Origin of the sequence: Brevibacillus formosus, assembly GCF_003013405.1 — a bacterium.
GTDB lineage: Bacteria > Bacillota > Bacilli > Brevibacillales > Brevibacillaceae > Brevibacillus > Brevibacillus formosus.
Window position 1 is genome coordinate 127,481 of record NZ_PXZL01000013.1, and the last position, 14,320, is coordinate 141,800.

Below are 14,320 nucleotides of genomic sequence, written 5' to 3' on the forward strand. Positions count from 1 at the left end.
GGGCATGAGAGACGTGGTCATTGTCGCAGGTGTGCGCAGTGCTGTGGGTGCATTTGGGAAAAGCCTGCGAGACGTACCGGCAACAGAGCTGGGACGGCAAGTATTGGAAGGCTTGATGAATAAGGTTGACTTGCCGAAGGAACAAGTCAATGAAGTGATTTTTGGCAATGGGTACGTACATGGGGGAGGACTCAATGCTGCACGTATCAGCTCGCAGCTGGCGGGATTTCCACGCAATGTCTATGGTCACATCGTCATCAAAGCATGTGGTTCAGGATTGAAGGCGATTGGCAACGGTGCGCTAGCCATAGCAGCAGGTCAAGAGGACGTGGTGATTGCGGGCGGAGTGGAGTCCATGAGCAGTGTTCCCTACCTCGTGAAGAACCGCTGGGGCAGCAAATTCGGCAATTTGTCCATGGAGGATGCTCTTTTGTCCGATGGGTTGATCTGCTCGCTGACCGGCGAGCATATGGGGATGACCGCAGAACGGCTGGCTGTACAGTACGGTATTACCCGTGAAGAGCAGGATCGTTTTGCCTTTGAGAGTCACGTAAAAGCAGCGGCAGCAATCGAAGCGGGAACGTTCGCGAATGAGATCGTACCAATTGAAATCAAGGATCGCAAAGGCACCCGTGTTTTTGCCCAGGATGAATCTGTGCGCCATGATATTAAGCTAGAAGAGCTCGCCAAGCTGAAAAGTGTTTTTCAAAAAGAGGGAACGATCACTGCTGGAAATGCGTGTCCGATGAATGACGGCGCAGCCGCTGTATTGATGATGTCTCGTGAAAAGGCGGAGGAAGCGGGTTTGACTCCACTCGTGAAAATTAAGGCTTTTGCCAGCGCAGGAGTCGAGCCTGACGTGATGGGGATCGGACCAGTTCCCGCCACGCAAAAAGTACTGGAGAAAGCGGGATTGAAGCAGGGTGACATTGGACTCATCGAATTGAATGAGGCATTTGCTGCCCAGGCTTTGTCTGTGATCAAATGCTTGGAGCTGGACACGAGCAAGGTGAATGTCAATGGAGGCGCGATTGCCTTGGGTCACCCTGTAGGGGCAACTGGAGCCAAACTGACTGTGACGTTGATGAACGAAATGCTGCGCAGACGCGAGAAGTATGGCATGGTGACGCTGTGCATGGCAGGTGGCATGGGAATGTCAGTGATCTATGAAAATTTGACAATGTAAACCTTATTATGTGCAAATGAAAAAGCCCCGAACGTTGAATTGTCGGGGCTTTTTGCCATGGAAGCTTGATCGCTTATTAGGGGGCCTTTTGTTCGCGTAAATATTTTCGCAATGTAGCCGCCACTTCTGTTGGGTTTTCCAGCTGTACAATGACATGCTGATATTTGACATGACCCTCTACTTCTAGGATCAACAACGAATCAGTCTGGGTAAAAGAAAGGAAGTACCATTCATTTTGATGCTGAAAGCTTCCTTCATAAATGTTCAATGGTCCAAAAGACGTCCCTGGCATGCGCAACATCCATTTTGGCGGAATAAAAGAACCGACCTCGACATGCTTGATCGAGTGATAAGGTAACGTGATCGTACTCTTTAAGGCTAAGAGCGTATGCAAGCCAGTGAGACGCAAGGTAAAATCCGTCTTGCCGAAATGTACACTTCTTCCCATCGTTGCTCACCTCTTTTATCTGCCATCGTTCCATTATCTCACAGATAAATAATGATGACACGGGACAATCAAAAAAGCCGGCGTTTCCCCACAAGAAGAAGCAACCGGCTTTTCGTATTCTTTCTTACATTTCTTCTGGAGCAGCCAGACCGAGCAGACGCAGACCTTCCTTCAGTACAGCAACGACTGCTGCTACGAGCTGGAGACGGGATGCCTTCACATCTTCTTCCTCAGCCAGGATGCGCACATTCGCATAGAACTTGTTGAATGTTTGCGCCAGGTCGATTACATACTTGCCGATTTGCGACGGATCAAAGTTATCGGCAGCACGCTCGATTACCTCTGGGAACGCGTTCAAGAGGGTAATCACTGCCCAAGCCTCTTTGCTGTCGAGTGCACCGGAAGCCAGGCTCACCGTCGTTGCTGGCTGGTAGCCACCTCTGCGCAGTAGCGAGCATGCACGAGCGTGTGCGTATTGCACGTATGGTCCTGTTTCCCCTTCGAAGGTCAGCATCTCCTCCCAGGAGAAGTTGACATCATTCAGGCGGAAGTTTTTCAAGTCATGGAAAATAACTGCGCCTACCCCGACTTGACGAGCCACTTCTTCTTTATTGGACAGTGTAGGGTTTTTCTCTTCGATGACTTTTTGGACATCAGAAATGGCTTGTGCCAACACTTCTTCCAAGAGAACAACCTTTCCTTTACGCGTGGACATTTTCTTGCCGTCCTTGAGCATCATGCCGAATGGGATGTGGTGCATATTCGCGGACCACGCATAGCCCATTTTTTCCAATACTTTATAGAGCTGCTGGAAGTGGAGGCGTTGCTCGTTTCCTACGACATAGAGTGCTTTTGCAAAATCGTACGATTCGTGACGGAAGAGAGCGGCAGCCAAATCACGCGTTGCGTACAGGGTAGCGCCGTCTGATTTTTTGATCAGGCATGGCGGCATGTTGTATTCATCGAGGTTCACGACCATCGCACCGTCGGATTCAGTCAACAGACCTTTTTCCTCGAGCAATGTAACAACGCGATCCATTTTGTCGTTGTAGAATGCTTCCCCGTGCGTAGAGTCGAAGGCTACGTTCATCAGGTCGTAGATCTTCATGAATTCCTTGAGTGACTCATCACGGAACCATTTCCACAGATGCTGTGCTTCTTCGTCGCCATCCTCGAGTTTTTTGAACCATTCACGGCCCTGGTCTTCCAGAGTAGGATCGTTCTCGACTTCTTCGTGGAAGCGAACGTAGAGGCTGAGCAGTTCCTTAATCGGTTCTGCTTTTACCTTTGCTTCGTCACCCCAGAGACGATACGCAACGATCAGTTTACCGAACTGCGTACCCCAGTCACCCAAGTGATTGATGCGCACTGGCTCATAGCCTTGCTTTTCCATGATATTGGCAATCGCGTTCCCGATCACAGTAGAGCGCAGGTGACCCATGGAAAACGGCTTCGCGATATTTGGGGAGGAGAGGTCGATTGGTACTTTGCGTCCTTCACCGAGATTACTGCTTCCGTATGTGCTGCCTTGGGTAAGGATGGTTCCGATTACTTGCTCTGCCACATTTTCTTGATCCAGGAACAGGTTGACGTACGGACCAACTGCTTGCGATTCGCGCAAGGGTGCACCAAAGAGCTGTCCAGCCAGCTCTGCTGCGATCATCGGTGGTGCTTTGCGCAATGCTTTTGCCAATTGGAAGCAAGGGAAGGCCACATCGCCCATTGCAGGGTTTGGTGGTGTTTCCAGCATGCCGTATACGGCTTCTTTGGTCAGTGTGTCTACGCCCAGCGAGGAGAGCGCAGCGGCAATCTTTTCAGCGACTTGGTGTTTGTAGCTCATCTAAATTTCTACCCCTTTCAAATAAAAAAACCTCTACGTCTCCTGTGAAAAAGAGACGAGAGGTTATACTCCCGCGGTGCCACTCTTGTTGTTTTTCTCTTCCATCGCACAGGAAGACAAAAACCGCTTGACCTGCTGTAACGGGCAGTCCCGGCATAGCCCTACACGATCCGTTGCCCATGATGTCTGGGATAGAATGTTCAGGCCGCATCTCCGAGGGGCGCTTCCTCACATGGTTTGGCATCGGGCTCACACCGTCCCCGACTCGCTTTCGTCCTCACACAAGGAGTACTATCCTCTTCAACGATTCGTTGTTTCTCTAGAATTATAGCTGTTTATACCGTCATGATGCAAGGTGTCTCGATCAAGGTTTTTTTAAAATCTTATCTAATTCCGCAAAATATTGCTTGGTCAGCTCTTCCTTTTCTTCCGCGCTGAGGTTCTCCGCATTCATCATTTGCTCTTTGTACTGTTCCAGCTTTTCAAGCATGGCCAGCTCGGCAGCAGCGGCATCGTCCAGATCGTAATTTTCCGATGGATCGAACGGGATCAATCGATTGTCATTCCCACTGCGCAAATAGGCGGAGCGCCAGTTCTCTGGAAACTGGTACGGCTGTTCGCCAAACATAATCGCTAAAATATCGTCGGATTCAATCGGCAGGAAATGATCGTAATCGTCTCTTCTGCCTCCCTCGGACAAGTTAATGTGGGACAAAAAATAGTGAAGATAATGTTCCCCGGTTTCGGTATTCTTAACGATGGAATAGGTTTCAAATTCGGATTTGGATAGTTCTTTTATGGTCTCCAAACAGGACAGAAATTTGTCTTTTTCACGTGCTTGCATGTCATCCATGTCATCTCGTTCCTTTCGCTCTACAATAAGCCTCATGATAGCAAAAGCAATGTGCGCTGACAATGAAAGCAACGCAACGGAGTGCAGCAGTGGAAGAAGGGAAAAGGATTATAAATAAAATAGTTGGATAATCTTGTCACAAAAATAAGCCAGCTGGATCAAATACATATCAACACGAAACAAGGAGGTGAACAGCGCGTGAATGCAAGTGCCAAAAGTAGCGAAGCGGATTGGACGCTGCAATTGACCAACGAGGAGAAGCTGACGAGACTCATGAGCGAGTACGGAGACAATATCGTGCAGCTAGCCTACTTGATCGTCAAGGATCGGGGAATTGCGGAAGACATTACCCAGGAAGTGTTCCTGAAGGCGTATCGGGGGCTGGATCAGTTCCGCCATCAGAGTAGCGTGAAAACGTGGCTGTATCGAATCGCGATCAACGAGTCCCGCAAATATTTGCGTTCGTGGTCCTTTCGCCAGATTTTTTCTACCTACCTCTCCAAAGGGGAAGCACCTCCGGAAGAGGTCGACACCGCAAACGTTGAATCGGCAGTCATCGGACGAATGAGCAAGGTACAAGTAGCGGAGCAGGTGATGAAGCTCTCGCCGCTGTACCGAAAAGTCATGGTACTTCATTACTATGAGGATTTGTCGATAAGAGAGATGGCGCAAGTGCTGGATATTTCAGAAGATGCCGTACGAACCCAATTGTCACGGGCCCGAAAACATTTTAAGGCATTGTGTGAAAAGGAGGGATTGGAATGGACGTAGATAAGCAAATGCGTGAAGCGGTACGGAGCGCAAGTGAGGAATCAGTGAAGGAAGTGAGGTTTACAAAAGAGATGGAATTACGGATCAGAGGTGCGATTGCAAAGAATAAATACAAGAATCGAAACCGAATTTTCGTGGCGGGTTCGCTGGCAGCTTGCTTGGCGGTTACTGCTGTGGGAATGCACCAGCAAGGCTGGTTTCCACAGTTGCCAAGTGGCAAGAATGTAACGAATGCGATTGCAACGACTGCTACGAAAACAAATAATAAAGAGGCAAATCAGAACAGTGTAATGGTGTCGGCGGAAGAGGCCGTCTTACCATTGAAAAAAGTGATTCCAGCCTTGAGCAAGATGACAATAAGAGTGGATCGTACAAGCTATGGAATCAGTGATCTCATGTTACTGGAAGGCGATAATGCGCGTGCCAAGGTTGCTTATGATATACAGACAGGACAAATTGAGAGCTTTACAATCAATGGTGATCGGGGAGAACAGAAGGAAGGGAAATTGCCATCAGCCAAGACTGCTGAGAATGCAGCAAGCGCATTTCTTCAAGCTTTTTTGGGGGAGGAAAGTAAGACCTATCAGCTCGTCGAGACTCAGATCTATTCCGACGAGCATATGGTAAAAGACCCATGGATGAGCGTGAATTATCAACGGATCGAAAACGGCCAGCCCGTCCCGTTCGACGTAATGTCGGTTGGAATTGACCAACGTGAGCAAGTCGCGTTTTTCGGGCGATTGAACAAGAGCGAACAAGCCTTTTTCGCCAAGCTGACAGATGCCATGCCCGATTTGAGCCCATCCCTTCTTCTTTTGGATAAAGAAAAGAACCACGATGGCATGTCATTCATTTTGGGGAAAACGAACAAAGAGGGGCATCAGGTTTCCCTTGTGATCACTGGCAATGGTCAAGCATTGGAACATTATAGGCTTCTGTTTAAGGATGAAAAGGAAGCAAAGAGCCAGAAAAGAGCAGAAGGAGCAAAAGCATTGGAGCAAGAGCGACAGTTCCTGAACAAGCTGCTCGGGGCTGATAGCGAGAACTATCGGTTGTTGGACGCCAACCATCCGGGATTGTACCTGAGATACTATAACGGGATGCCGGTGTTGTCTGATGAAATAAGCATCGAAACAACCGACTCTGGCCACCTCGAATATTTCAATAAGGGGCTCGAATCATTTGAGCCGTCGCAGTACCCGGATGTATCGACTGCTGTGTCAGAAGAGGTAGCCATCAAAGAGCTGAGCGAGCATATGAAGCTTCGATACGCGCAGAATCCGAGAATACAGCCACAATCAAAACAAGGGGATATGTGGCAGCCCATTCTGGAGTACACACCAGCTGTTTCCTTCATGCAAAGAGGACGTGAAGATGGTCAGGAGTGGTATATCGACGCGACCAATGGCAAGATGGTGTATGGAACGGGAGATAACGGGCTTGCTTATGATCAGTTGAATACGAAGGAAGCACATCCGATCGAATCTCCAAAGGAATACGTCAAGGTTCGCTCCAAGGATGAGGCAAAAGCGTTGCTGCAGGCGGAATTCGGCATACAAGTGGATGACTCGACCTATAGAGAGAGTAACCGTGACGGACGCAAGGAATACGTCTGGAATGATAAAAATGACAAGTATATCGGCGTAGAAGTTCTCGCAGAAACAGGCAGTGTCGTCGGGCTGGGGACACCGCGTTCCGATACAGCAGTGACAGTCAAACGCGAGCAAGCGGAAGAGGCTGCACTTGCCTTTCTGCCTAAATACGTTGATCCAGGCATAAAAGAAGTGCAATTGGCGAAAGTCATACAGCCAGACGAAGCGAATCCTGTGTCATCGGGCGAATGGGAATTCAGATATCTCATGAGCAAGGATGGCATTCCAGTACAGGATCGCTGGCCAAAAGTGGCTTATTCAGTAACAGTCGATCCGTCTTCTGGCAAAGTGACAAAGTTCGAAAACTACAGAGAGACGCACGAGTTGGTGGAGCTTCCAGCATCCGACGAGATCGTCTCGAAAGACAAGGCTGTTGAGGCGTATTTACGCGTCATGCCTTTAAAGCTGGTCTATTTGATGAGAGATGTGGATGGGCAAAAAATAGCTCAACCAAAGCTGGCGTATGTGCCGTGGAGTGACGAAAAGCTGGCGTTCAAATATATTACTCTGGATGCCGTGACAGGCAAGATCATCACCAAATAACAAGAAAAAAAGGCTATCCCGCAGCCATTCCTGATGGCTTTTGGGATAGCCTTTTTTACACGTATCTAACAGTCGTCACACGAACACCCGATAATTACCAACAGGATAAACAGCACGAGCACGATTGCGAAGCAGTCACCGAAGAATCCGTTTCCGCAGTAAGATGTACTCATCTTTGTTTCCCCTCCTTTCCGTTATACTCCAGTCTATACACGAATGCCGATATTGGACTGGGCGGATGCCCAGCTTAGGCAAAAATGGGCGCGCAAGAGAAGTGGTTCAGTAAAAAATAGACAATTCACAATTGACGAGTAGACAAAGGGGGTGTTAAGATACTTGCAAACATTCCATACATTTCGCAAACCAACTAAATGACAAGTGTACGACTCTTATCCAGAGAGGCAGAGGGACTGGCCTGATGAAGCCTCGGCAACCGGTAAAAATCCGGTGCCAATTCCAGCAAAGCTACGTGCTTTGAAAGATAAGAGGATGTCTCAGGCGTTTTCGTATCTGCTGACAAATCCTCTTCTTTCAAAGAAGAGGATTTTTTTATTTTATTTACCCAATTACGGAGAATAAGCCGATGCAAGGGAGAAAAGGGGCACGTCAATGAAACCAACTTTTCGCGAACAGCTTTCCCGGAAAATTCTGATTCTGGACGGTGCAATGGGCACCATGCTTCAACAGGCGAACCTGACTGCTGATGATTTCGGCGGTGAAGCCTATGATGGCTGTAATGAACTCCTGAATCTGACCAGACCAGATGTGATCCGTTCCATTCACGAGAAATATTTAGAGGCGGGCGCAGACATTGTCGAAACAAATACGTTTGGTGCTGCTTCCATTGTTTTGGCTGAGTACGATGTGGCAGAGAAAGACCTTGAGATCAATATAGCGGCAGCACGCTTGGCCAGAGAAGCGGTGGATGCCTATTCCACGGAGGAGTGGCCGCGTTATGTAGCAGGTGCAATGGGACCTACGACCAAAACCCTTTCGTTGACAGGCGGTGTCACTTTCGAAGAACTGGTCGAGGCTTATTATCGTCAGGCAAAAGGTCTGATTCTAGGCGGTTCCGATGTTCTTCTTTTGGAAACCTCGCAAGATACGTTGAACGTCAAGGCTGGCGGAATCGGGATTCGCAAAGCTTTTGAAGAGCTTGGCCAGGAGCTCCCGGTGATGCTCTCAGGTACGATTGAGCCGATGGGCACGACGCTGGCAGGTCAAAACATCGAGGCGTTTTACATTTCGTTGGAGCATATAAAGCCTGTCTCTATTGGTCTGAACTGTGCGACAGGACCAGAGTTCATGCGTGATCATCTGCGGACTCTGTCAGGAATTGCCCAATGTGCGGTCAGCTGCTATCCAAACGCAGGCTTGCCAGACGAGAACGGCCATTACCATGAAACGCCACAGGGGCTTGCTTCGAAAATGCGGGCGTTCGCTGAACAAGGCTGGATAAACGTGGCTGGCGGTTGCTGCGGAACAACGCCTGACCATATTCAAGCGATGGCAGAAGCATTGAAAGACTGCAAGCCGCGCAGTGCAGCTGTAGAACCGCTGAGCGCGGTCTCCGGGATCGAGGTCGTTTATGTCGAGGATGACAATCGTCCCTTGCTGGTAGGGGAGAGGACCAATGTCATCGGTTCCAAAAAATTCCGTGATTTGATTGCAGCTGGTCACTACGAAGAAGCATCTGACATTGCCCGAGCTCAAGTGAAGCGCGGCGCACATGTCATCGATATATGCTTGGCTGACCCTGACCGTGACGAATACGAAGATATGGAAAAATTCTTACAGTTCATCGTGAAAAAAGTAAAAGCGCCGCTCATGATCGACTCGACAGATGCCAAGGTCATGGAGCTGGGACTTCGCTATTCGCAAGGGAAGGCCATTCTCAACTCGATCAACTTGGAAGACGGGTTGGAGCGATTTGAGGAAGTGGCGCCGCTTATTCACAAATTCGGTGCCGCCGTTGTCGTCGGAACTATCGAGGAAGCGGGTATGGCTATCACTCGTGAAAAGAAGCTGGAGGTCGCGCAACGCTCGTACGACATTCTTGTCAACCAGTATGGAATAAAGCCACAGGATATTATTTTCGATCCACTTGTCTTTCCGGTAGGGACAGGGGATGAACAATACATCGGCTCTGCAAAAGAAACCGTAGAAGGTATTCGTTTGATCAAACAGGCAATGCCTGCTTGCAAGACGATCCTGGGTGTCAGTAACGTTTCCTTCGGCTTGCCTCCTGCGGGTCGGGAAGTGCTGAATGCGGTCTTCCTGTACCACACCACTCTCGCAGGGCTTGATTACGCCATCGTCAACACGGAAAAGCTGGAGCGCTACGCTTCGATTCCAGAAGACGAGAGAAAGCTGGCAGAGGCCCTGTTATTCGAGACAAATGATGAGACATTGGCGGCCTTCACCGAATTTTATCGCCAAAAGAAAAAGGAAGTCAGTGTAGAAGTTTCCTCGTTAACGCTCGAAGAACGCTTGGCGCGTTATGTAGTCGAAGGCTCCAAGGATGGTCTCGTGGAAGACCTGAAGCTGGCTCTGGATAAATACACACCGCTCGAGATCATCAACGGTCCGTTGATGACTGGGATGGAAGAGGTCGGTCGCCTTTTTAACGGCAACCAGCTGATCGTGGCAGAAGTATTGCAAAGCGCGGAAGTCATGAAGGCATCGGTATCGTTTTTAGAACCATTCATGGAAAAAAGCGATGCTGCTGCCAAGGGGAAAATCTTGCTGGCGACAGTCAAAGGCGATGTGCACGACATCGGGAAAAACCTCGTGGAAATTATTTTGTCAAACAACGGCTACAATGTCGTGAACCTGGGGATCAAGGTACCGCCAGAGCAACTGATTGCCGCATGCAGAGAAGAAAAGCCGGATGCGATTGGTCTGTCTGGACTTTTGGTAAAATCCGCGCAGCAAATGGTCATTACAGCACAAGACCTGCGTGATGCAGGCATTGATGTCCCGATGATGGTCGGTGGTGCGGCGTTGACGCGCAAGTTCACATCGAACCGGATCGCACCAGAATACCGTGGAATTGTTTTATACGCAAAAGACGCCATGGATGGTCTGGAGCTCGTGAATCGTCTGCAAAATCCGGAAGAACGTGATCGCTTGGTAGAAGAACAGCAGCATCTGCTGGAAGCAGTCGCAACGGCTCAGCCTGTTGTCGAGGAGAAAAAGGCACCTTTGCCAGCTCGCTCAGCCATTAGCAGAACCGTTCCGATCCATCTGCCCCCAGATTGTGAACGACATGTTTTGCGACAATACCCGCTCAGCCATCTGCAACCGTATTTGAACCTGCGGATGCTCCTCGGAAAACACCTCGGTGTCCGAGGAAATGTAGATAAATTGATAGAGGCAGGCGACGAGAAGGTACTGGAACTGTACGGCATTGTAGAAGAGCTATTAAATGAAGCGAAGCAAAAAGGAACCATTACGACACACGGTGTGTATCAGTTCTTCCCAGCTCAGTCAGATGGCAACGATATTTTGGTCTATGATCCAAAAGACCACAGCAAGCTGCTGGAGCGCTTTACGTTCCCGCGTCAGCTGGAAGAACCGCATCTTTGTCTGTCCGACTTCTTGCGACCAGTGGAGAGCAAGGAAATGGATTATGTCGGATTCCTGACTGTAACGGCTGGGGGAGGGATTCGCGAAAAATCTACAGAGCTAAAAGAGCGTGGCGACTACCTGCGCTCTCATGTCCTCCAAGCCTTGGCATTGGAGCTGGCAGAGGCATTTGCTGAGCGAATTCACCACGTCATGCGCGACGTGTGGGGCATACCAGACCCGGTTGAGATGACGATGCTCGAGCGCTTCGGAGCTAGGTATCAGGGCATTCGTGTCTCCTTCGGTTACCCTGCTTGCCCGAATTTGGAGGATCAGGCGCAGTTATTCCGTCTATTGCGTCCAGAGGATATCGGCGTTCAGCTGACAGAGGGCTTCATGATGGAGCCAGAAGCTTCCGTATCGGCGATGGTATTTGCTCACCCAGAAGCACGTTATTTCAACGCAGGCCCATCTGTTTTTGAAGTCTAAAAACCGACCACGTATAAATGAAAATGGGAGAGAAGGGATTGAGTTGACGACGAGAAAGAAAGATTTACGAGCCTACTTGAAAGACCACCTCCTGGTAGGAGATGGTGCAATGGCGACCCAGCTGCACGGGCTGGGCGTCCCGGTTGGCGTCAGCTTTGAGGAGCTGTGTTTGTCCAACCCTCGTTTGGTGCATGAAGTTCATACGTCTTACTACCAGGCCGGTGCACGTTTTCTGGAGACAAATACGTATTCTGCCAACCGAGATGCATTGAGCCGTTACGGTCTGGAGCATAAGGTGGCAAGGATTAACCGGCTTGCAGTCGCCATCGCAAGGGAAGCCGCACAGGATGATGCTTATGTAGCTGGTAGCATCGGATCGATTTTGGCTGGACGGGTGAAGAAAAAGGTTTTGGATGAATACCGTGACCAGTATGAGGAACAGGCAATTGCACTGTTACATGCGGGGGTAGACGGACTGATTCTGGAGACGTTCCTGGACTTGGAGGAGCTGCTTCTGGCGATCGAGGTAATCCGTCCGCTCACAGATGTACCTGTAATCGCGCAGTTAGCCACATTGGAAGTAGGGCGCACACGTGATGGCTACGCCTTGACAGACGCTTTTTCCGAGCTGAAAGCCGCAGGCGCTGACGTGATCGGACTAAACTGTCGCCTTGGTCCCGCTGAACTGCTACGGTCGTTTGAAAATACAGTGATTCCAGAAGATGCACTTTTATCCGTATTCCCGAATGCAGGGCGCCTGGGAATGACTGACGGTGAATACGCCTTTAAATCATCACCTGAATATTTTGGACAGAGTGCGCTTCGCTTGCGTGAGCAGGGGGTACGGTTGATTGGCGGATGCTGCGGAACCACACCTGCACATGTGAAGGCGATTGCGGATGCACTTGAGTCACTTGAGCCGCAAGCGCGTGTGAACCCAACCATCGTAGCTGGTGATCGTCCTTCGATTTCTGTGCAGAGCACGAGGGAGAGGGAGAAACCAAGCATTGTCGAGCGCGTAAAAACAGCAACGACGATCATTGTCGAGTTTGACCCGCCGCGTGATCTGGATGCAGACCAATTTCTCCACGGATGCTGCGAGCTGCACAAAGCAGGAGCAGACGCCATTACGTTAGCGGATAACTCGTTGGCGACAGTGCGCATGAGCAACATGGCTCTTGGGGCCCTCATGAAGAGCAGACATGGAATTGATCCGCTTTTGCACCTTGCTTGTCGGGACCGCAATCTCATTGGGCAGCAATCGCACTTAATGGGGCTGCACGCTTTGGGGATCGACCAAATATTGGTGATTACTGGAGATCCATCGCGCTTTGGTGACTTGCCAGGTGCCAGCTCGGTATTTGATGTTACCTCATTTGATCTGATTCGCATGGTGAAGCAGTTGAACGAAGGTGTTTCGTTTTCAGGACGTCCGTTAAAGCAAAAAGCCCAGTTTATCGTGGGCGCAGCCTTTAATCCGAATGTCCGAAATATGGATGCTGCCGTTGCCCGCTTGGAAAAGAAGGTCGAGGCAGGCGCGGACTACATTATGACGCAACCTGTGTATGATGCAGAGTCCATTCGGAATGTGTACGAGGCGACAAAGCATATTGGCATTCCTGTCTTTATCGGGATCATGCCGCTGACCAGCTCGCGCAATGCGGAGTTTTTGCATAATGAAGTGCCGGGAATCAAGCTGTCGACAGAAGCTCTGGAACGGATGAAAAAGGTACAGGGAGAAGCCGCCAGACAGGAAGGAATCGCAATCGCGAAGGAATTGGTCGATACGGCCGTTCGTTACTTCAATGGCATCTATCTGATTACCCCGTTCAATTATTACGAGATGGCGGCAGAGCTCATTCAGTATACGCGCCAACAAAGCTCTTTGGTGAGGATGGCTCAGACTTAACGGTTTGCGCCAGTTAAATAGGGAAGGCCTATGTGTATAGACAGGCTATAGCCTTGCGTCTAATACACATGGGCCTTCATTTCGTCTAGCATAAAGGCGGTTTTGAGAGCTTCCCGATTGCAAAACTGTTGAATCTCAGCAAGGTTCATCTGGGCATACAGCTTCTTGCGTAAAAAACGTTCAATGATATGCGGGAAAGCAAGATCGACAAAGAGCAAATGCAGTTGCTCAATCGATAGGGGGTTTTCTTGGAGATAGCCACGCAATATATGAGCAAACAATTCCTCGTTCCACTGCTCATTTCTTCGCATAGCAAGGGATAGAACACGGGCAATGTCTTTAGACGGAAAATCGTAACGAACGTCATCCCAGTCAATGATCGCTATTCTTTGATTACTGACAAGCAAATTCCCATTGTTAAAATCTCCATGACAGAGAAAGTGATTGGTAAGCGGTTCCTTTTTCCATTTCGAGAAGTATAGAGAGGATCTCAAATGTTCCTTGGCTGTGAGCCCTGCTTGTTTAAAAAAAGGAAGGTATTCCGCAATCGTAGCGTATTTTTGATCATTTTTCCCGCCGTGTCGAAGCTCCCACTTCTCAAGGGAAGCTAAATCTGCCTTGTACTCCACGGACCATTTTTCAGCGCCATTGTAAAGGTTGCCATGCTTGGAAGAAAAACCGAGCGACCTCGCATGAAATTTGCCCAATACCATTCCGATCCGTTCCATTCGAATAGGGGAGTTATACGCGATATTTGGCCAAGATAGCTTTTGATGGAGAACGAAAAGATTTTCTCTATGAGTTATGTAACGCTTATTATTTTTGGTTCGTTGAATGTTGGGAATGAGTACGCCGTTTTTGCGCAAATGAGCTTCTGCATTCAGAATGAAATGTAAACGTTCCTTTTCCAGAGGGAAAGCTTTTCCGATGAATTTGCCATTGGTCGTTTCCAAGTAAATGACGAGTGATTTGGAGGTATCCCGAATGGTTCTGTGATGCAAAACCGTCATGTCGTATTTGTTCTGGATTTTTTTGATAAGGTCGTCCACTGCCGATGCCCCT

10 protein-coding genes, 1 riboswitch and 1 other annotated feature are annotated in these 14,320 nt (G+C 49.3%); of the genes, 5 read left to right on the forward strand and 5 right to left on the reverse strand.

Annotation, left to right across the window (positions count from 1 at the left end; all coding sequences use genetic code 11):
• The first annotated feature begins 4 nt into the window (after positions 1-4).
• Positions 5-1,186, forward strand: coding sequence for a thiolase family protein (locus C7R91_RS13120; protein ID WP_047068738.1), 1,182 nt, complete (start codon positions 5-7; stop codon positions 1,184-1,186).
• Positions 1,187-1,262: 76 nt separating this feature from the next.
• On the opposite strand, the gene C7R91_RS13125 is transcribed toward C7R91_RS13120, so the two are convergent.
• From C7R91_RS13125 to C7R91_RS13140, 3 genes are all read right to left on the reverse strand, one after another.
• Positions 1,263-1,634 carry a hypothetical protein gene (locus C7R91_RS13125; protein WP_047068739.1) on the reverse strand — a complete coding sequence of 124 codons (372 nt, stop codon included), beginning with the start codon at positions 1,632-1,634 and terminating at the stop codon, positions 1,263-1,265.
• Between the two features lie 124 nt (positions 1,635-1,758).
• Complete coding sequence (gene argS, locus C7R91_RS13130; protein WP_047068740.1) at positions 1,759-3,474, reverse strand: arginine--tRNA ligase; 1,716 nt, start codon at positions 3,472-3,474, stop codon at positions 1,759-1,761.
• A gap of 48 nt (positions 3,475-3,522) precedes the next feature.
• Positions 3,523-3,787 (reverse strand) — a binding site (T-box leader).
• Positions 3,788-3,838: 51 nt separating this feature from the next.
• Positions 3,839-4,327 (reverse strand): hypothetical protein, encoded by a 489-nt coding sequence (locus C7R91_RS13140; protein WP_047068741.1) that lies wholly within the window; start codon positions 4,325-4,327, stop codon positions 3,839-3,841.
• A 198-nt stretch (positions 4,328-4,525) separates the two neighbouring features.
• Between C7R91_RS13140 and C7R91_RS13145 the strand changes: the two genes are divergently transcribed.
• Together C7R91_RS13145 and C7R91_RS13150 are read left to right on the forward strand one after the other, a co-directional pair.
• Positions 4,526-5,098: a sigma-70 family RNA polymerase sigma factor gene (locus tag C7R91_RS13145; RefSeq protein WP_047068742.1), complete on the forward strand. Its 573-nt coding sequence runs from the start codon at positions 4,526-4,528 to the stop codon at positions 5,096-5,098.
• Complete coding sequence (locus tag C7R91_RS13150) at positions 5,089-7,293, forward strand: YcdB/YcdC domain-containing protein (RefSeq protein WP_047068743.1); 2,205 nt, start codon at positions 5,089-5,091, stop codon at positions 7,291-7,293. Before C7R91_RS13145 ends, C7R91_RS13150 begins: the two co-directional genes overlap by 10 nt.
• A 65-nt stretch (positions 7,294-7,358) precedes the next feature.
• Here C7R91_RS13150 and C7R91_RS13155 read toward each other — a convergent pair whose 3' ends face one another.
• Positions 7,359-7,466, reverse strand: coding sequence for a YjcZ family sporulation protein (locus C7R91_RS13155; protein WP_083995026.1), 108 nt, complete (start codon positions 7,464-7,466; stop codon positions 7,359-7,361).
• A gap of 213 nt (positions 7,467-7,679) precedes the next feature.
• A riboswitch (SAM riboswitch) is annotated at positions 7,680-7,781 on the forward strand.
• Between the two features lie 121 nt (positions 7,782-7,902).
• Here C7R91_RS13155 and metH point away from each other — a divergent pair.
• Positions 7,903-11,349, forward strand: a complete 3,447-nt coding sequence (gene metH / locus C7R91_RS13160; RefSeq protein ID WP_047068744.1) for a methionine synthase — start codon at positions 7,903-7,905, stop codon at positions 11,347-11,349.
• Positions 11,350-11,392: 43 nt separating this feature from the next.
• The gene (locus C7R91_RS13165) at positions 11,393-13,258 is read left to right on the forward strand and encodes a bifunctional homocysteine S-methyltransferase/methylenetetrahydrofolate reductase (RefSeq protein ID WP_047068745.1); all 1,866 of its coding nucleotides are present in this window, start codon (positions 11,393-11,395) and stop codon (positions 13,256-13,258) included.
• A gap of 59 nt (positions 13,259-13,317) precedes the next feature.
• Here the strand turns inward: C7R91_RS13165 and C7R91_RS13170 are convergent, their stop codons facing one another.
• The gene (locus C7R91_RS13170; protein WP_047068746.1) at positions 13,318-14,307 is read right to left on the reverse strand and encodes a YutH/CotS family kinase-like spore coat protein; all 990 of its coding nucleotides are present in this window, start codon (positions 14,305-14,307) and stop codon (positions 13,318-13,320) included.
• Between the last annotated feature and the right edge of the window lie 13 nt (positions 14,308-14,320).